Genomic DNA, 17341 nt, shown 5'->3' with positions numbered 1-17341 from the left:
GATTGGGGGGACGTAGAGAAACCTCAAAGGGGCGCGGGGAACTGCGCGACCAACCACAACCAACCCGCGGCCAAAACACAACCGCAGCTCCCCGAACCCCACCCGCTCGGGCTTCAGCCCTTAACCGCTCCGGTGAGCATGCCTTTCTTGAAGTGCCGCTGGACGAAGGGCGACAGCACAGCCACGGGCAGCAGAGCCATGACCATGACCGCCATCTGCACGGCCAGCCCCGACAGCTGACCGGTCTTGATCGCCTGCCCCAGTCCGACCGGGGCCTCCTGCTTCTGAACCAGCTGGATCATGACGTTCTGCAGCGGCATCATGTCCTGGTCGTTGAGGTAGAGCGAGGCGTTGAACCACGCGCTCCAGTACCCCACGGCGTAGAACAGAGTGATCACCGCGATGACGGCCCGCGAGAGCGGCATGACGATCTGCCACAGGATCCGGAAGTCACCGGCCCCGTCGATGCGGGCGCTGTCGATGAGCTCCTGCGAGATCCCCATGAAGAAGCCCCGCAGCACAAGGATGTTGAAGACGCTGATCGCACTCGGCAGGATCAGCGCGAGGTAGGTGTCGGTCAGCCCCAGGGTCTGCACCAGCAGATACGTCGGGATGAGCCCGGCGCTGAAGAACATCGTCGCCAGCAGTGTCATCAGGATCCAGCGGTGCCCGAGCGACCCGGTCCGGGACAGTCCGTACGCACACAGCACGGACACGGTCATCGAAAACAGCGTGCCGACCAGGGTGACGAGGAGACTGATGATCGTCGCCCGAGTGACCTGACCGCCGCTCAGCAGCTCCTTGTAGGCGATGAAGGTGATGCCCTTGGGCACCATCACCAGTCCGCCGGCCTCGTCGATGGTCTTGCGCGAGGAGAGACTGGTGACGACCACGATCCACAGCGGGAAGAGAATCGCAAGGCAGGCCAGCGTCAGAGCGAGGCCCTTGCCCGCGAGGCCGGCCTTGGAAGGCTCTTCCTCCCACGTCGGCCGCGGTGGCGCCGCCCACCAACGAGGCTCCCGCACCGGCTTGTCTATGACGGCGGTCACCGGAAACCTCCAAGAATGACCCGGTCGCCAGAGCGGGAAGCAAGCGGACTCCTGAAGAGCAGGCCGAAGGAGGGCGATGCGTCGTCAGGGTGAATCGCTGCCCACCTCAGTGACGGCGCGCTCCCCCTCCAGGCGATAGACGATCTCGGAGTTGAGAGACCTGCGCGAGGACTTGGCCTGAGTGACCAGCCAGGTGTGGAGGTCGGCAGGCAGTCGGAGTGTGATGCGAACTTCATGGTCCATGACCTCAACTGTAGTGCTAGCGTGGTGTCATGACGACACCACAGCTGGTCAAGGAGACCGGGCACGCCCGGTACACCTACCGACTTCGCATGTCGTCGAAGGCCCGCACCGCACTTCTCGCGGAGTCGGACCGCTGCCGTTGGATCTGGAACGAATGCGTGGCCCGCTCGAAGAAAGCCCACGCCGACGGCGAGACGTGCGGCCCGGCCCGCCTGGACAGAATGCTGACTGAAGCCCGGGCCATGACCCCATGGCTGGCCGACGGCTGTTCGGTTCCTCAGCAGCAGGTGATTCGAGACTTCAGCAAGTCCCGCGCGAAGGCCCTCAAGGACATCAAGGAGCGGCTTCCGATGCACCGCCGCGCCGGGATGCCCAAGTTCAAGAAAAAGCACGAGGCGCTGCCCACCCTGAATTACACCCGCCGTGGCTTCCGTCTCAAGGACGGCCGCCTGCATCTCGCGGGCGGCATCTCTGTGACCGTGGTGTGGTCGCGGGACTTGCCCGCCGATCCCTCCTCGGTGCGGGTGTACCAGGACAGCGTTGGACACTGGTACGCCTCTTTCGTCGTAGCCGCCCACGTCCAGCCGCTCCCTACTACGGGGCAGGCGATCGGTATCGACTGGGGCGTGACGGAAACGGCGACCACCACCAGCGACGCCCACGACCTGCCCCATTCCCAGTACGGTCTGAAGGCCAGGGCAAAACTGACCCGGTACGACCGGATGATGGCCCGTCGCAAGCCGAAGAGGAGGCAGTGCGGCTCGAAGGGATACCGCGAGGCGAAGAGACTGAGGGCGAAGACCTGCAAGAAGATCGCCCGCCAGCGACAGGACACCGCCCGCAAGTGGGCGAAGAAGGTCGTGACCGACCACGACGCGATCGCCGTGGAGGACTTCCAGCCCAAGTTCCTCGCCAAATCGACAATGGCCCGGAAGGCAGCGGATGCCGCTATCGGGGCAACCAAGCAAGCCCTGATCGAGATGGGCCGCAAGCACGGGCGCGACGTCCGCCTCGTGCACCCCGCGCACACCACCATGGACTGCGCAATGTGCGGAGCGAGAACCAAGCACGCACTTCCTCTTTCGGAACGTACGTACACCTGCATCGCCTGCGGAACTGTGTCCTCCAGGGACAAGAACTCCGCCCACGTGATGCTCGTCCGGGCTGGTCTGACCCCGGCTGGTGTCGAAGGCGTGAGACCTCCTGGAGCGCCGCTCCAGGAGGCGGCCTGAGCCAGGAATCCTCACCCCTTCAAGGAGAGGAGCAGTCAATTCTTGTACACCCCCTGCTCGCCCATGAGATGGGCCACCTTGTTCGCGGCGAGGACCAGTCCGAGGCTGACGACACCCTTGATCAAGCCGGCGGCGGCCGCGTAGCTGAAGTCCTGGTTGCGCACGCCGTTCCACCACACGAAGGTGTCGAGGACTTCCGCCGCACCCGGTCCGACGGCATCACGCTGCAGAAGGATCTGTTCGAACCCGACCGTCAGCGCATCACCGACGCGCAACACCAGCAACAAAGCAATCACCGGACGCAGCGCAGGCAACGTGACATGCCACATCCGGCGCCACCGCCCCGCGCCGTCCATCGCGGCGGCCTCGTACAGGTCCGGGTTCACCGAGGCCAGCGCGGCAAGGAAGACGATGATCCCCCAGCCGGCGTCCTTCCAGACGCTCTGCGCGGTGATCAGCAGCGGGAAGGTGTTCGGGTCGGTCATGAAGTCGAGACCGTCGTAGCCGTGTTGGCGCAGCAGCTGGGAGAAGATCCCGGCGCCGCCGAACAGCTGCTGGAAGACGGCGATGACCAGCACCCAGGAGAAGAAGTGCGGCAGGTAGAGGATCGCCTGCGAGACCGCCCTCACCCTGGGCCGGACCACGCTGTTGATGAGCAGCGCGAGCAGGATCGGGATGGGGAAGAACAGCACGAGCTGGAGGAAGAACAGGATCAGCGTGTTCTGGACGGCGTTCCAGAAGGCCGAGTCCTCGAAGATCCGCTGGAAGTTCTCCAGGCCCACGAAGGGGCTGTTCAGGATGGAGACGATGCCGTTGTCGCTGATGTAGGGGTCGTACTCCTGGAAGGCGACGACGTTGCCGAGGATCGGCACGTAGTTGAAGAGCAGGACCAGCAGGACGGCCGGCAGCGTCATCAGGAGCAGCAGCCGGTCGCGTCTGAACCTGACCTTGAGGCTCAGCTTCCCCGATGAACGCTTCCCCTCGGACCCGGTGGCGCCGCCGGACGCCACCGGAGTCTCCTCACGCGGAGTCTTCCTCTTCGCCTCGGCCCTGCTCCGAGGCACCGTGCTGTGGGACACGGCCTTCTCCTTGCCTCGAACCCCGGATCAGTTGGCCGCGCTGCCGTTCTCGTCGAGGATCTTCTGGTACCAGTCGCGGAGCTTGTCGCCGCCCTTGCTCTTCCAGTCGGAGACGGCCTGCTGCATGTCGCTGATCTTCTTGCGGCCGCGGACGATGTCGTCCTCCAGCTGCTCGAAGTCGTTGGAGAGGTTGGTGTAGCGGGCGGGCTCGGTGATCTGCATGCCCCAGAAGGAGGACTTCTTGGCGAAGGCGCCCATCCGCTGCTCCCACTCGACCTGGCCCTTGGCGACCTCGGGGAAGTCGGGGTGCGCGAGGGTCGCGGCGGGGCTCGCGACCATGACGTAGGCGTTCAGCACGTCGATGTTGCCCTGGTCGGTCTTGGTGGGGACGCCGTCCTTGACGGTGTAGTGGGTGCCTTCGACGCCGTAGTTGGTCATCATGTACTCCTTGGTGCCGTACGGCGCCGCGGTGACGTTGGCGACGGCCAGCACGTCGCGGATGACCGACTCGGAGGCCTTCTTGTTGACGAAGGCGAAGATGCCGGCGGGCTGTTCGGCCCACAGGGTGGGGTTGCCGCCGTCGTGGCCCCAGACGTCCATGCCCCAGATCTTGAAGTCCGGGTTCTGGGTGGCCTGTTCGGCGGTGCGGCTCCACCACTGGGAGATGTTGTTGGGGTAGATCAGGAACTCGCCCGCCGCGAACTTGGGGCCCGGGTCGGGGGCGTTCTTGCCCATCTTGGAGTCGGGGTGGACGACCCCGGCGGCGAAGAGCTTGCGGGACCACTCCAGCGCCTCGAGGAACTCCTCGGTCTCGACGCGGTAGACGAGCTTGCCGTCGACGAGATTCCAGCCGAGCGGCTTCTCGGCGCCCGAGAGCACACCGAAGGCCTGGAAGGCGGTCCACTTCATGTCCAGGCAGGCCCACCGCTTGGCCTTGGCGTTGGTGATCTCCTTGGCCAGGGCCATGAACTCGTCGCAGGACTTCGGGACTTCGTAGCCCTCTTTCTCGAAGATGTCCTGCCGGTACAGGGGCACCATGGAGGGGGCGGACGGCGCCGGCATCGGCAGGCCGCGCAGCTTGCCGCCGAAGATGGAGCGCCGCCAGGCGTCCGTCGGGATCGCCGCGAGGTTCGGGTACTCCTTGACCTTGTCCCCGGAGAGGTAGGGACCGAGGTCGGCGAACTTGCTGATGATGGCGCTGGGTATCTTCCCGCCCATGTTCCAGCCGGGGACGACCACGACGTCCGGCACGTCGCTGGAGGCGAGGACCGCGCCGAGCTTCTGGTCGTAGGTGTTGCCGTCCTGGTTCTGCCACTGGACGTCGACGCCGATCAGGTCGTTCATGGCCCGGTAGTAGGCGTTGTCGCCCTTCGGCGGGGAGCCCCAGAACGGCGACATGATGGTGACTTTGCCGCCCTTGCCGAGCTTCTTCGGCACCGAGGTCTTCAGCTCCGCGAGGTCCACCTTGCTGATGAAGCCGGCTGCGGAGCCGTTCTTGGCCGGGATGTCCGGCGTCACCACGTTGCTGGCCACGTACGCCGGCAGCAGCTTCTTGGCGTCCTTGCCCGACGTGGTTCCCTCACGCGACCCGCCGCCCGAACCGCCACAGGCGGCCAGCAGCGGCATTCCCCCGCCCACCGCGACGGCGGCGACCGCCGTGGAGGCGAGGAAGTTTCTCCGGCTCGGGGCGGAGGAGGCGGAAGCGGCGTTCGGCGTCATTGCGTCAACCCTTCGTGGCGCACCAGGACACCCGGCGGTGGCCGTCGGCTGCGGTGTCTCGAGTGGAACTGGCTGAGCTGAAGCGGTGCTCCGACGAATGCGAGGAATGCGCACCTCCCGGCGGCAGGGCCCTCGCCGTCGAAGCGCTTCGATGTTGCTGCGAGGTTAAGTGAACACCCGGGGGTGCACAAGGGTCGCTCCCAACATTCCTCCGAGGTTTGGGGTATCGAACCGACCTCATATGCGCCATGCAATGTCGACGGGGAGCCGGAGTTGTTGCCCCGAGGTGTCTTGACACCCGCCCGTACGCCGAATGAGCATCGAAGCGCTTCGAAAGCGCCTCGCCGCTCCATCGCAAGGGGAACCCCACGTGACCGCACAAACGCCGCCTACGCCGCCTTTCCGCGATCCGCACCTGCCGTTCGCGAAGCGCATCGACGATCTGCTGTCGCGACTCACCCTCGACGAAAAGGTCTCCTTCCTGCACCAGTTCGCGCCCGCCGTCGAACGGCTCGGCATCGCAGCCTTCCGCACCGGACAGGAGGCGCTGCACGGAGTTGCCTGGATGGGCCCGGCGACGGTGTTCCCGCAGGCGGTGGGCCTGGGCGCGACCTGGAATCCGGATCTCGTACGCCGGGTCGGCGACGCGGTGTCCAGGGAGGTGCGCGCGATGCGTGCCCAGGACGAGCGGGTCGGCCTCAACGTCTGGTCGCCGACGGTGAATCTGCTGCGCCACCCGCTGTGGGGCCGTAACGAGGAGGGCTACTCCGAGGACCCCAAGCTGACCTCGGCGATCGCCATCGCCTACACCCTCGGCCTGCGCGGCGACCACCCCACGTACTGGCGCACCGCGCCCGTCCTCAAGCACTGGCTCGCGCACAACAACGAGACGGACCGGGCGACCTCGTCGTCGTCCGTCCGCCCGCGCGTGCTGCACGAGTACGACCTGCGGGCCTTCCGCGAGACCGTCGAGGCGGGCGCGGTGGCCGGGGTGATGCCGGCCTACAACCTGGTCAACGGCCGCCCGAACCATGTCTCGCCGTATCTGCGCGAGCACCTGCGCACCTGGACCGACGAGGACCTGCTGGTCTGCTCGGACGCGGGCGCGCCCTCCAACCTGGTCGACTTCGAGCACTACTACGACACGCACGAGGAGGCGACCGCTGCCGCGCTGCTCGCCGGCGTGGACAGCTTCACCGACCACGGCACGGACAGCACGAAGATCGTCGCGCGCGTCCAAGGCGCCCTGACTCAGGGCCTGTTGACCGAGGCCGACATCGATTCCGCCGTCCGCCGCCAGCTCTCGGTCCGCTTCCGGCTCGGCGAGTTCGACGGATACGACGAAATCGGCGCCTTCGACACCCCTGAGCACCGTGCGCTCGCCCAGGAGGCCGCCGAGCAGGCGATCGTCCTGCTCCGGAACGACGATCTGCTCCCACTCGCCCCCGACACCCGCATCGCGGTCGTCGGTCTGCTCGCCGACGAGTGCAAGCTCGACTGGTACAGCGGCACCCTCCTGCACCGGTCCACACCTCTGGAAGGCCTGTACGAGCGGTTCGGCGCCGAGCGTGTGCAGTTCGCGGAGGGCGTGGACCGGGTGCTGCTCAGGGCGGGCGACGGCACCTTCCTCCATGTGCCGCCCGCCGAGGAGGCCGACGACCAGGTCCGCGGCGCCGAGGGCGCCCTCGACCCGGCGCTGCTCGCCGGCCGCACCGACCTCCCGCCGCTGACCACCGACGCCACCGGCACGGAGTTCGCCCTCGTCGACTGGGGCGAGGACATCCTCACCCTGCGCGCACCGGACGGCCGCTACCTCTCCGTCGCCGACGACGGCTACCTGCGCGCCTCCGCCGACCAGCCCGGCGGCTGGGTCGTCCAGGAGACATTCCGCCTGGAACCCCACGAGAACGGTCACCTCCTCAGGCACCTGGGCACGGGCCACCCCGTCTCTGTCGCCGCCGACGGCGTGAAGGTTGCCGAGGAGAACCCGGAGATCTTCGAACTGGTCGTCGCCGAGCGCGGCGAGGACGCGGTGGCGCGGGCCGCCGCGGAGGCGGACGTGGTCCTGGTGATCGCGGGCAACGACCCGCACATCAACGGCCGTGAGACGGAGGACCGTACGACACTGCGACTGCCCGCCCACCAGGAACGCCTGCTGCGCGCCGCCCGCACGGCCAACCCGCGCACGGTGCTGACGCTGGTCTCCGCCTACCCGTACGCGATCGACCCGGGCCGCCTCCCGGCCGTGCTCTGGACAGCGCACGGCGGCCAGGCCGCCGGCACCGCCCTCGCCCGCGTCCTGGCCGGTGACGTCTCCCCCGCCGGACGCCTGCCGCAGACCTGGTACGCCGACGACGCCGACCTGCCCGACCTCCTCGACTACGACGTGATCGGCGGCCGGCAGACCTACCTGTACTTCGAGGGGACACCACTGTTCCCCTTCGGCCACGGCCTCTCCTACGCGTCCTTCTCGTACGCGGATGTGCAGGCCCGCATCGAGGGCAACACCGCCCACATCTCGTTCACCGTCACCAACACCGGCGACATGACCGCCGACGAGGTCGCCCAGCTGTACGCGCGCGCCACCGATCCGTCGGTGGTCCGGCCGCGCCGCGAGCTGCTCGGGCACCGGCGGGTGAGGCTCGCCCCCGGCGCGACGGCGGCGCTGGCCTTCGAACTGCCGCTGACCGCCTTCGAGTTCTGGGACGTCGCCCACGGCAGCTGGCGTCTGGAGCCGGGCCCGTACGACGTCCTGGTCGGCGCCTCCAGCGAGGACATCCGCCTTCGCGCGACCGTGACGCTCACCGGTGAGCCCACCACGCCACGCCCCGTCACCGAACTCGGCCTGGACGCGGCCGACTTCGACGAGCAGAGCGGCATCGAGATCGTCGACCGGACGAAGACGTCCGGCGACGCGGTGACGCCGGCGGCGGACGGGACCGGCGAACTGATCTACCGTGCCTGCGACTTCAGGGCCGGCGTGACGGAGGTGTCCGTGCAGGTGGCGGGCGAGGGCACGATCGAGCTGTCCCTGGACGGCGGACCGACCCTGGCGACTTTGCAGACGCCCCCCTCGGGGCCGTACGACTACACCACCGTGGACGCCGGCATCGTCGCCGAGGGCGTGCACGACGTCCATCTCAGACTGCGCGGCCCACTACGGCTCGCGCACGTCGGCTTCTCCGGTTGAGGGTCCGGACCAGGCCGACGCAGAGAAGGGGGCCCGGCACCGGAAGGCATCGGTGCCGGGCCCCTTCGGGGACGGCGAGCTTGCGTCGTCGGGCCCCACCGTATATGAAAATGGTTCCCATTAGCCAGAGGTTTCCACGCGAACTGCAATGTGCACAGCGTCTGCTCGGCTGCGAGTTGTACATGCACGAGACAGCTGCGGCCGCCCGGAGAGGAAGGCGGACCGCCGGAGGTCAGACCCTCCGGCACGTCACATGCCGACGGGATTTGTGGGGGCCTCGCTGACCAGGCCCGGGAACTCGTAGAGCGTCAGCAACGCCCGGGTGCAGGTGGCGAGGTCGTAGACCTGGGCGACAGGCGCCGACTGCCACGTCTCGGGTTCCATCTCCAGGTGCTCGCGAGCCCGTCTGATGACGAGTTCCAGCAGGGAGAGCCCGTCGCCCTGCACGCCTGGCCTCAGCGCTTCCACCTCCGGGATGAGACGCCGCATGTCGCCGACCAGGTGATCGTGCAGCCGCTCCGCCTCCGCGTAGGACGTGCACTGAAATCCAGCCTCGTAGTGCCGCCTTGTCGTGGCGACGTCGACGGGCCGCTCGTCCGTGTCCGTCAACGCGTCCCCTCCATCTGCGCCATGCGGGAATGGCCGTGCGCACGCTCGTTCCGGGCCGCCTGAAGCAGCCAGGCGGCGACGTCCTCGGTCCGGGGGTGAGTGATTGCCTGCCGGGTCATCGGCTCACCCCTCGGGGTCTCTGACGTAGTTGAAGCACTCCGTGAGAACCCGGCCGACTTTCGCTCCGTTGAGCAGTACGCGCGGAGTTGTCGTCCCCTCCCCCCACGGCGACGTGTCGGCAGCCCGCGCGCGGGCGCGGCTGTTGGTGTTCCAGTGCAGTCCCGTGCGGTAGCCGCTCTTCTCGAGTGGGCTCGGCCCGGCGTAGCGGACCGGTTCTGCGTGGTTCACCGCGCCGCCTCCTCTGCCGTGGCCATGGCGTCGGCCAGGGCGGCTGCGAGGTCGTCGGCCGGGGTATGGGCGGGGCCGTCCGTCGGGTCGCGCACCCACCGCAACAGGCCGTCCCACCCGGGCGGGGCAAGGACGACCCATGAGCCCGAGCCGAGCGCTCGCGTTCCGTCCTGCTCCCAGTCCTGCGCGGTGCCGGGTGGGGTGAGGAAGTACGCCTGTTCGCTGCACAGGTCGTGCAACACCGGCCCGACCGGAAAGCCGCGTGCCTCCAAGTCGCGGACCGCGCGCACCGCTACGTCGGCCGACACGCGGACGGCGTCCCAGTCCTCACCGGCCGCGAGTAGCTTCGGCTCGCTGAGGTTGCGGGTCCATGTGGGGCTGTGTTGCATCGTTGTTGCTCTCTCCTTGGGGGCTGATGGCCGGGGAAAGCGTCTTCGGCGGCGGCATGCGTGCGTCCTCTCCGCAGCTCAGAACGGGTGCTGAAGTGGTGTAGGACCAGTGCACCGGCTCGGGCGGCGCTGCGGGCAACGAGCGACCGGACGTTTGGGCGGACGCTTTCGCCTTCGCTGTATAGGCCAAGTCACTACCGTGAGAGGGCAGTCCGTGGTCGCAGGGGGAAACGCATGGCCGACACGAGCGTGAGCAGACTGGCGCGGTTACGGCATGCCGCCGGGTACACGCAAGAATCCTTCGTGACGGCGTTCGCATGGGAAGCCGCGCACCTCGGTGTCGACGCGTCGGTGAGCGTGCGGCAGCTCCGCCGTTGGGAGCGCGAGAAGCCCCCGCCGCTCCCCCACCCCAGTCAGCAGACCGTGTTGGAGGCCATGTTCGGCGTACCGCTCGCCGAGATGGGGTTCGACGTCCCTGCACATCGTGTGACGGTTTCGGCGCCGATCAGTGACCCTGAAGAGGTGAAGCGGAGGACGTTCGTCGCCGACGCCGGGGCGCTCGCCGCGGCGGCCCTTGTTCCTGCCCGGCCGGGCCCAAGGGTCGGCACGGCCGACATCGCCCGGCTGCGTGCGAGGCTCGACGGCCTGTACCAGACGGACCACACGGCGGGCAGCGTGCCGGCCATGACGCAAGCGAGCCGCATCGAAGGCGAGATCACGGGTGCCCTCAGGGCCGCCTCGTACACCAGCCGCATCGGCCGTGAGCTGGAGACGATGCTCGCCGAACTGCACGGCCACCGGGCGTGGTACGGCTACGACGGCGGGCGTATCGATCAGGGGCGCGCCGCCTGCATGGAAGCACTCGCGGCGGCGCAACTCGTCGACAACCCGTTGCTACAGGTCTCCGTGCTGGAGACGCTTGTACTCCTCGCGATCAAGGCAGACCGGGCGTGGGAGGCCGCGAGCGCGGTCGAGAACGCCTACTGGCTCGCCACGCGCGCGGATGCCGGACACACGGTGCACCTGGTGATCGCGCTCCGGGATGCCAACGTGGCCACCCACACGGGAGACCTCGCCGGGGCGCGCCGTGCCCTGAGCCGGGCCGTCAGTCACCAGGGGCGCGCGGACACCGACGCCGAGGTGCCCAGCTGGGCGCGGTTCGTGGGCCCGTTCGAGGTCGACTACGCCACAGCGGACATGTACGTGCGGGCCGAGCAGCCCAGACGCGCCGTGCCGTTCCTGCGCGCCGCAGTGCGCGGTATCGGCGGCGACCTCGCCCGCAACAGCGCCTCGTACCGCGTGAAACTCGCGGGTGTACTCCTCGACGCCGGGGAGGTCGACGAAGCGTGCGCGGAGATGAGCGCCGTTCTCGCCGCGTGCGGCGGGATCTCCTCTCCTCGCCTGCTCGGCAAGATCCGGGAGTTTCAGAGGTCCGCGGCCAAGGTCGACAGTGCTGTGGCGCGCGAGTGCGGCGAGCGCATCCGCGAAGCCGTCCGAGGAGGCACCACATGACGCAGCAAGGGACCATCGGGATAGAGCGCATGGACGGACCGGCCGCGGCTCAGGCCGAGGACGCGTTCAGGCTGATCTACGCCGAGGCGTTCGCGGAACCGCCGTACGACGAGACCGCCGACGACGTCGCGGCCGCTTTCCGCCGCTTCCGCTCCCAGACCCGAAAAGCCACCTTCCGCGGCGCCCTGGCCCGTACCGAGGACGGCGAGCCGGTCGGCATGGCGTACGGCTACCCGCTCGGTCCGAACACCCGGTGGTGGGACCAACTGACCGAGCCTGTACCCGACGACATGCGGCGCGAGGACGGAAACCGCACCTTCGGGCTCATGGAACTTGCCGTGCGCGGACCGTGGCGCGGGCAGGGCATCGCGCGGCGCCTGCACGAGACCCTGCTCGACGGCATCGAGGCCGAGCGGGTGCTGCTCAACGTCCACCCGGACAGCGAGGCGGCGGCCGCGTACCGGACGTGGGGGTACCGGAAGGTCGGCGAGGCGCAACCGTGGGAGGGTGCGGACCTCCATGACGTAATGCTGCTCGACCTGCGCTGAACACCGGGCAAGCACCTCGCGCGCGTAGGGGCGTAGCGACCGGTCGCGGACGTCGACTGCCCTCACGCGCGGGAGGGGGCGGAACCGGTTACGCGCGCATGGGACGTTCCCTGATGAACCGGGCGCGGTGCCGGTGGGACGCGGTGCCCGCGCGCACCCGCGCCCGCGCGCGAGACACGACCGGTCGCGGGCGGCATTTCATCAGGCAGCCCGGGGACGCGGGGGGGGAGGGGCGAGGCCGCCGGCACGCTGAGGGACTACTCGGACGAGAGGGAAGCAGCCTGATGACCGAGATCACGTACGAGCGCTACGAGGGACCGGACGCAGCCGCCCAGCTTGACACGTTCCTCCCCGCCTACGAGGAGGTCTACGTCGAGCCGCCCTACTGCGAGGGACCCCGCGACGTCGCCGAGTTCATCGACCACTACCAGGTGCAGGCCCAGCGTCCCGGCATGCGCCTCGTCCTCGCCCGCGAGGAGGAGAACGTCGTCGGATTCACCTACGGCTACTACCTCGCCCCTGACACCCGCTGGTGGAAGAACCTCCAGGACGTCACTCTCCCGGACGACTTCACCCGCGAGGATGGCCGGCGTACGTTCGTGATCACCGAACTCGCAGTACGGAAGCCGTGGCGTCGGCGCGGCATCGCCGCCGAGCTCCACGCCCGGCTCCTCGAATGCCTGGGCGCCGAGCGGATCACGCTGACGATGCGGCCGAGCCGGAGGCGGCGCCGGCCCAGTCCGCCTACGCGGCTTGGGGGTACCGGAAGGTCGGTGTGTCCCATCCGTGGGAGGAGGCGCCGCTGTACAACTGCATGGTCCGCGAGCTGCGCCGAGGTAGGCGCTGTAGCCGTTCTGCGTGAGAGGAGCCGACGGTGTCCGAGGAGATGAAGGCGGTTGCGCGCTTTCTGTTCGAAGCGGGAACGCTGAAGCAGACCAAGCGGACTGGATGGTGGATGGCGGGTGTCAAGGACCCGGAATCAGTCGCTGATCACTCGTGGCGGACGTCCCTGATCGCAACGATCATCGCGAAGCTCGAAGGCGCCGACCCGGCCCGGGCAGCGTTCCTCGCGGTGTGGCACGACTCCCAGGAAACGCGTACCGGGGACGTGAACCATCTCGGCAAGAAGTACACCGAGGGCGAAGCCGACCCGCGGGACATCACGGCAGACCAGGTCTCGGGTATGCCCGAGGGACTGGCCCAGGTCGTGCAAGAACTGGTCGCCGAGTACGAAGCAAAGGAGTCCCTGGAAGCTGTCTGCGCCCGCGATGCCGACAAGCTGGAGTGCATGATCCAGGGCATCGAGTACCGGGACCAGGGCTACGTCAACGCTCAGCGGTGGATCGACAACAGCCGCGGCCGGATCGTCACCAAGTCAGGGCAGGCGATCGCTGACACAGTGCTGGAGACGGGGTCGTTGGACTGGCTCCGCGCCGCGATGGGCGAGAAGGGCTGACGCCAGGCGCTGTGACTCTGCTGCTTCACGCCCGGCCCCCACTTCGCCGACTGCGCCGCAAAGCAGTAGCTGCACAGAAGAAAAGGGGCTGTCAGTAACTGCCAGGGCTGGGTAGGGTGCCGGACGTGCGTTGATCTTCAGGGCGGCGGCGCAATGGCCGCCGCAGACGGAGCGGCCCCCTCCTGTCGGTGTGACGGCGAGGGCGGCAAGGCATGCTCACCCGTCGAACCGACTGGAGATCACCACGTGCAGCCGCTGACCTATGAAGCGTTCGTCGCCCGAGCCGTCGCTGACCCTGACGTCGTCGGGCTTGTTCTCAAGGGCTCACATGCCCACGACGACATGGCCACCGAGCAGTCCGATCACGATGTCTATGTCATCCTCACCGACGACGCGAACACCGACCTCGCAGGTCTCGATGGTCATCGTTCCGCCGAGCTGGACCTCATGGTCGTGACGGTGGACAGCTTCCGTCGGCTCGGTGGCTGGGAGCGGTATGCCCTCGCTCGGGGCCGCGTCCTGTTCGACAGGCTTGACGGTGAGATCGCAAAGATCATCGCCGCCAAGAGACGACTCGATGTCGGTGAGGCGTCGCGAGCGGCAGCTGGTTGGCTGGATGCCTACGCCAACTCCCTCTATCGGTCGGTCAAGAACGCCCGCGACGGCCACCCGCTCGCCGCACGCCTCGATGCGGCCGACAGCATCGGCTTCCTGCTGGAGCTGCTGTTCGCCCTCGATCGTCGTCCGCGCCCCTACAACAAGTACCTGGAGTGGGAACTGGAAAGGTTCCCTCTGCCGGAATGGAACACGGGCGTGTTGCTGGCCACGATCGGACAGATCGCGGGCACTGGTGACGTGGACGTGCAGCGACGGCTTTTCGCACAGGTTGAGGTGGTGGCCCGGGACGCCGGCCATGGGTCCACGCTGGACGCCTGGGGCGAGGATCTGCGGTTGATGCGCCCCCGCCCGGGCCACCACGGTTGACAAGGGATGACCAGGGCGCCCGCCCCCGACAACGGCCGAAGCCCCCGCACAGCAGGCTCCGGCCGTCGGCCCGTGGGTGTCGTCAGAGTGCCAGACCGGTGAGGACCAGGACGCGCTCGTACGTGTAGTCGTCCATCGCGAACTTCACGCCCTCGCGGCCCACGCCGGACTGCTTGGCGCCGCCGTACGGCATCTGGTCGGCGCGGTAGGAGGGTACGTCGCCGATGACCACGCCGCCGACCTCGAGGGCGCGGTGGGCGCGGAAGGCGGCCTGGAGGTCGTGGGTGAACACGCCTGCCTGGAGGCCGTACTTGGAGTCGTTGGCGGCGGCGAACGCCTCGGTCTCGCCGTCCACCTTCTGGACGGTGAGGACGGGTCCGAAGACCTCCTCGCAGGCGATCGTGACGTCGGCCGGTACGTCGGTGAGGACGGTCGGCGCGTAGGAGGCGCCGTCGCGCTTGCCGCCGGTGAGCAGCTTCGCGCCGGCGGTCACCGCCTCGTCGACCCAGGACTCCACGCGCTTCGCGGCGTCCTCGCTGACCAGCGGGCCGACGTCCGTCGTGTCGTCGGAGGGGTCGCCGGTGACCTGGGCCTCGACCGCGGCGACGATGCGCGGCAGCAGACGGTCGTACACGGACGCGTCGGCGATCACGCGCTGCACCGAGATGCAGGACTGGCCGCCTCCAACTGGTAAGCCTGCGACTTGACGGCGAATCGGCGCGCGTGCGTGTCCGCTGGAATTCTCCGGTGTCGCCGTCAACGGCCTGTTTGCGTGAGGCTATTCCTCTCCGAGGATGCGCAAGCCGTGCATCTCCTTGAAGTACTCGTAATCCTTGAGATTCAAGGTCGCGAGCGGCAGGTCGTAGGTGAGGCAGCAGGCGGCGATCCACATGTCGTTGACAGGCTGCGGCTTCCCGGCCTTCCTTCCGGCGGCGGACAGTTTGCCCCAGGTGGCGGCGACGGCCTCATCACCGGGCAGGATGGGGATGCCGGAGAGCCAGTCGGCGAGTTCCTGGCGGCGGAGGCTGCCCCAGTCGCGGATCTCGGTCCACTGGGTGAGCTCGCCGTAGGTGACGAAAGTGATCAGCGGCTTGCGGCCGATCAGGCGGGTGGCCAGCGGGCCAGTGAGCTTGCCCTTGTGAGTCCGGGAGGCGACGTCGGTGTCGAGGATGACGGGTTGCATCGCAGCCGCTCAGGCGACGTCGCGCCGACGCTCGGCGTAGGTGAAGGCGATGAACTCCTCCAGCTCCTCGTCGGACTCGAAGGTGTCCGCCTTCAGGTCATCGAGGGAGCGGATCGGCTGGGTGTTCTTCGCGGCCAGCAGTTCCTCGACCGTCAGCCTGGGCCGGATCGGCGGGAGGATCGGGCGCTCAGTTTCCGCTGCACTCATGAAGAGACCTCCCCGCTGATACCGGTCACTGCCTGCTACAGCTCATAATACGGCCGCAGTCCTGCGGCCAGAGCGGACTTTCTCCAGCGCGGCCTGCCAGCGCCACACGGGAACGAGCCAGAATTCGACAGTTTCCCCACATCAGATTGGGGACGTACGACAACGGCCGAAGCCCCCGCACAGCAGGCTCCGGCCGTCGGCCCGTGGGTGTCGTCAGAGTGCCAGGCCGGTGAGGACCAGGACGCGCTCGTACGTGTAGTCGTCCATCGCGAACTTCACGCCCTCGCGGCCCACGCCGGACTGCTTGGCGCCGCCGTACGGCATCTGGTCGGCGCGGTAGGAGGGTACGTCGCCGATGACCACGCCGCCGACCTCGAGGGCGCGGTGGGCGCGGAAGGCGGCCTGGAGGTCGTGGGTGAACACGCCTGCCTGGAGGCCGTACTTGGAGTCGTTGGCGGCGGCGAACGCCTCGGTCTCGCCGTCCACCTTCTGGACGGTGAGGACGGGTCCGAAGACCTCCTCGCAGGCGATCGTGACGTCGGCCGGTACGTCGGTGAGGACGGTCGGCGCGTAGGAGGCGCCGTCGCGCTTGCCGCCGGTGAGCAGCTTCGCGCCGGCGGTCACCGCCTCGTCGACCCAGGACTCCACGCGCTTCGCGGCGTCCTCGCTGACCAGCGGGCCGACGTCCGTCGTGTCGTCGGAGGGGTCGCCGGTGACCTGGGCCTCGACCGCGGCGACGATGCGCGGCAGCAGACGGTCGTACACGGACGCGTCGGCGATCACGCGCTGCACCGAGATGCAGGACTGGCCGCCCTGGTAGTTGGAGAACGTGGCGATGCGGGTGGCCGCCCAGTCGAGGTCCTCGTCGGTGGCGTAGTCGGCGAGGACGACGGCGGCGCCGTTGCCGCCCAGCTCCAGGGTGCAGTGCTTGCGCGGCACCGAGTCCATGATCGCGTAGCCGACCTTCTCGGAACCGGTGAAGGAGATGACCGGGAGGCGCTCGTCCTGGACCAGGGCGGGCATGGCCTCGTTCGGGACCGGGAGGATGCTCCAGGAGCCGGCCGGGAGGTCGGTCTCGGCGAGCAGCTCGCCGATGATCAGGCCGGAGAGCGGAGTGGCGGGCGCCGGCTTCAGGATGATCGGCGCGCCGGCGGCGATGGCCGGGGCGACCTTGTGGGCGCACAGGTTGAGCGGGAAGTTGAACGGCGCGATGCCGAGCACGACGCCCTTCGGGAAGCGCCGGGTCAGGGCGAGACGGCCCTGGCCGCCGAGGTCGGTGTCGAGGCGCTGCGCCTCGCCGCCGTTGAAGCGGCGGGCCTCCTCGGCCGCGAACCGGAAGACCGAGACGGCGCGGCCGACCTCGCCGCGGGCCCACTTGATCGGCTTGCCGTTCTCGGCGGAGATCAGCCGGGCGATCTCCTCGGTGCGCTCGACCAGCCGCTTGCTGACGTGGTCGAGGGCGGCGGCGCGGACGTGGGCCGGGGTGGCGGCGAAGGAATCCCGGACGGCGTACGCGGCGGCCACGGCCTCCTCGACCTGGGCCGCGGTCGGCACGCTGACCTTGCCGACGATGCGGCCGTCCCACGGGGAGGT

General features: G+C 68.6%; 18 protein-coding genes and 1 pseudogene. 7 read left to right on the top strand and 12 right to left on the bottom strand.

All coding sequences use genetic code 11. The features are described 5' to 3' along the window. Positions 1-113: 113 nt before the first annotated feature. Positions 114-1049, bottom strand: coding sequence for a carbohydrate ABC transporter permease (locus ACTWQJ_RS10635; protein ID WP_443306385.1), 936 nt, complete (start codon positions 1047-1049; stop codon positions 114-116). A gap of 84 nt (positions 1050-1133) precedes the next feature. After that, a complete protein-coding gene (locus ACTWQJ_RS10630) occupies positions 1134-1292 on the bottom strand; it encodes an Arc family DNA-binding protein (RefSeq protein WP_443306384.1) in 159 nt (52 codons plus the stop codon). A gap of 29 nt (positions 1293-1321) precedes the next feature. Between ACTWQJ_RS10630 and ACTWQJ_RS10625 the strand changes: the two genes are divergently transcribed. After that, a complete protein-coding gene (locus ACTWQJ_RS10625) occupies positions 1322-2524 on the top strand; it encodes an RNA-guided endonuclease InsQ/TnpB family protein (RefSeq protein WP_443306383.1) in 1203 nt (400 codons plus the stop codon). Positions 2525-2559: 35 nt separating this feature from the next. Here ACTWQJ_RS10625 and ACTWQJ_RS10620 read toward each other — a convergent pair whose 3' ends face one another. Further along, positions 2560-3603, bottom strand: coding sequence for an ABC transporter permease (locus ACTWQJ_RS10620; protein ID WP_443306382.1), 1044 nt, complete (start codon positions 3601-3603; stop codon positions 2560-2562). 27 nt (positions 3604-3630) lie between these two features. Continuing rightward, positions 3631-5322 (bottom strand): extracellular solute-binding protein, encoded by a 1692-nt coding sequence (locus ACTWQJ_RS10615; RefSeq protein WP_443306381.1) that lies wholly within the window; start codon positions 5320-5322, stop codon positions 3631-3633. Positions 5323-5692: 370 nt separating this feature from the next. Between ACTWQJ_RS10615 and ACTWQJ_RS10610 the strand changes: the two genes are divergently transcribed. Continuing rightward, the gene (locus ACTWQJ_RS10610; RefSeq protein ID WP_443306380.1) at positions 5693-8512 is read left to right on the top strand and encodes a glycoside hydrolase family 3 C-terminal domain-containing protein; all 2820 of its coding nucleotides are present in this window, start codon (positions 5693-5695) and stop codon (positions 8510-8512) included. Between the two features lie 249 nt (positions 8513-8761). On the opposite strand, the gene ACTWQJ_RS10605 is transcribed toward ACTWQJ_RS10610, so the two are convergent. The 4 genes from ACTWQJ_RS10605 to ACTWQJ_RS10590 are packed head-to-tail and all read right to left on the bottom strand — an operon-like array spanning position 8762 to position 9858. After that, entirely contained in the window at positions 8762-9121 is a 360-nt protein-coding gene (locus ACTWQJ_RS10605) for a DUF6415 family natural product biosynthesis protein (RefSeq protein WP_443306379.1), read from the bottom strand. Further along, positions 9118-9240 (bottom strand): hypothetical protein, encoded by a 123-nt coding sequence (locus ACTWQJ_RS10600; protein ID WP_443306378.1) that lies wholly within the window; start codon positions 9238-9240, stop codon positions 9118-9120. The genes ACTWQJ_RS10605 and ACTWQJ_RS10600 overlap by 4 nt, the downstream gene beginning before the upstream one ends. Before the next feature lie 4 nt (positions 9241-9244). Beyond that, positions 9245-9469, bottom strand: a complete 225-nt coding sequence (locus ACTWQJ_RS10595) for a hypothetical protein (RefSeq protein WP_443306377.1) — start codon at positions 9467-9469, stop codon at positions 9245-9247. Beyond that, complete coding sequence (locus ACTWQJ_RS10590; protein WP_443306376.1) at positions 9466-9858, bottom strand: hypothetical protein; 393 nt, start codon at positions 9856-9858, stop codon at positions 9466-9468. The genes ACTWQJ_RS10595 and ACTWQJ_RS10590 overlap by 4 nt, the downstream gene beginning before the upstream one ends. Positions 9859-10092: 234 nt before the next feature. Here ACTWQJ_RS10590 and ACTWQJ_RS10585 point away from each other — a divergent pair, with 234 nt between their 5' ends. From ACTWQJ_RS10585 to ACTWQJ_RS10565, 5 genes and pseudogenes are all read left to right on the top strand, one after another. Further along, complete coding sequence (locus ACTWQJ_RS10585) at positions 10093-11370, top strand: hypothetical protein (protein WP_443306375.1); 1278 nt, start codon at positions 10093-10095, stop codon at positions 11368-11370. Then, a complete protein-coding gene (locus tag ACTWQJ_RS10580; protein WP_443306374.1) occupies positions 11367-11918 on the top strand; it encodes a GNAT family N-acetyltransferase in 552 nt (183 codons plus the stop codon). The genes ACTWQJ_RS10585 and ACTWQJ_RS10580 overlap by 4 nt, the downstream gene beginning before the upstream one ends. Before the next feature lie 284 nt (positions 11919-12202). Further along, a pseudogene (locus tag ACTWQJ_RS10575) lies at positions 12203-12780 on the top strand (GNAT family N-acetyltransferase). A 24-nt stretch (positions 12781-12804) separates the two neighbouring features. Next, entirely contained in the window at positions 12805-13374 is a 570-nt protein-coding gene (locus ACTWQJ_RS10570) for an HD domain-containing protein (protein WP_443306393.1), read from the top strand. A gap of 246 nt (positions 13375-13620) precedes the next feature. Further along, a complete protein-coding gene (locus ACTWQJ_RS10565) occupies positions 13621-14358 on the top strand; it encodes a hypothetical protein (protein WP_443306373.1) in 738 nt (245 codons plus the stop codon). An 82-nt stretch (positions 14359-14440) separates the two neighbouring features. Here ACTWQJ_RS10565 and ACTWQJ_RS10560 read toward each other — a convergent pair whose 3' ends face one another. From ACTWQJ_RS10560 to ACTWQJ_RS10545, 4 genes are all read right to left on the bottom strand, one after another. Next, positions 14441-15118, bottom strand: a complete 678-nt coding sequence (locus ACTWQJ_RS10560; protein ID WP_443306372.1) for an aldehyde dehydrogenase family protein — start codon at positions 15116-15118, stop codon at positions 14441-14443. A gap of 18 nt (positions 15119-15136) precedes the next feature. Beyond that, the gene (locus ACTWQJ_RS10555; RefSeq protein ID WP_443306371.1) at positions 15137-15541 is read right to left on the bottom strand and encodes a type II toxin-antitoxin system VapC family toxin; all 405 of its coding nucleotides are present in this window, start codon (positions 15539-15541) and stop codon (positions 15137-15139) included. Positions 15542-15550: 9 nt separating this feature from the next. Beyond that, positions 15551-15748 carry a hypothetical protein gene (locus tag ACTWQJ_RS10550; RefSeq protein WP_443306370.1) on the bottom strand — a complete coding sequence of 66 codons (198 nt, stop codon included), beginning with the start codon at positions 15746-15748 and terminating at the stop codon, positions 15551-15553. A 213-nt stretch (positions 15749-15961) separates the two neighbouring features. Continuing rightward, positions 15962-17341 (bottom strand): aldehyde dehydrogenase family protein (locus tag ACTWQJ_RS10545; RefSeq protein ID WP_443306369.1); only part of this gene is annotated, 1380 nt, incomplete at its 5' end.

The sequence above is a fragment of the Streptomyces sp. KR55 genome, assembly GCF_052245645.1.
In the GTDB taxonomy this organism is placed as follows: domain Bacteria; phylum Actinomycetota; class Actinomycetes; order Streptomycetales; family Streptomycetaceae; genus Streptomyces; species Streptomyces flavusporus.
This window is presented reverse-complemented; position numbering and strand designations above follow the sequence as displayed.

Bases quoted from the DNA above. Each gene is read 5' to 3' on its own strand.
- ACTWQJ_RS10630 (WP_443306384.1), bottom strand. From the start codon at position 1,292: ATGGACCATGAAGTTCGCATCACACTCCGACTGCCTGCCGACCTCCAC.
- ACTWQJ_RS10625 (WP_443306383.1), top strand. From the start codon at position 1,322: ATGACGACACCACAGCTGGTCAAGGAGACCGGGCACGCCCGGTACACC.
- ACTWQJ_RS10615 (WP_443306381.1), bottom strand. From the start codon at position 5,322: ATGACGCCGAACGCCGCTTCCGCCTCCTCCGCCCCGAGCCGGAGAAAC.
- ACTWQJ_RS10600 (WP_443306378.1), bottom strand. From the start codon at position 9,240: ATGACCCGGCAGGCAATCACTCACCCCCGGACCGAGGACGTCGCCGCC.
- ACTWQJ_RS10590 (WP_443306376.1), bottom strand. From the start codon at position 9,858: ATGCAACACAGCCCCACATGGACCCGCAACCTCAGCGAGCCGAAGCTA.
- ACTWQJ_RS10585 (WP_443306375.1), top strand. From the start codon at position 10,093: ATGGCCGACACGAGCGTGAGCAGACTGGCGCGGTTACGGCATGCCGCC.
- ACTWQJ_RS10580 (WP_443306374.1), top strand. From the start codon at position 11,367: ATGACGCAGCAAGGGACCATCGGGATAGAGCGCATGGACGGACCGGCC.
- ACTWQJ_RS10570 (WP_443306393.1), top strand. From the start codon at position 12,805: ATGAAGGCGGTTGCGCGCTTTCTGTTCGAAGCGGGAACGCTGAAGCAG.
- ACTWQJ_RS10555 (WP_443306371.1), bottom strand. From the start codon at position 15,541: ATGCAACCCGTCATCCTCGACACCGACGTCGCCTCCCGGACTCACAAG.
- ACTWQJ_RS10550 (WP_443306370.1), bottom strand. From the start codon at position 15,748: ATGAGTGCAGCGGAAACTGAGCGCCCGATCCTCCCGCCGATCCGGCCC.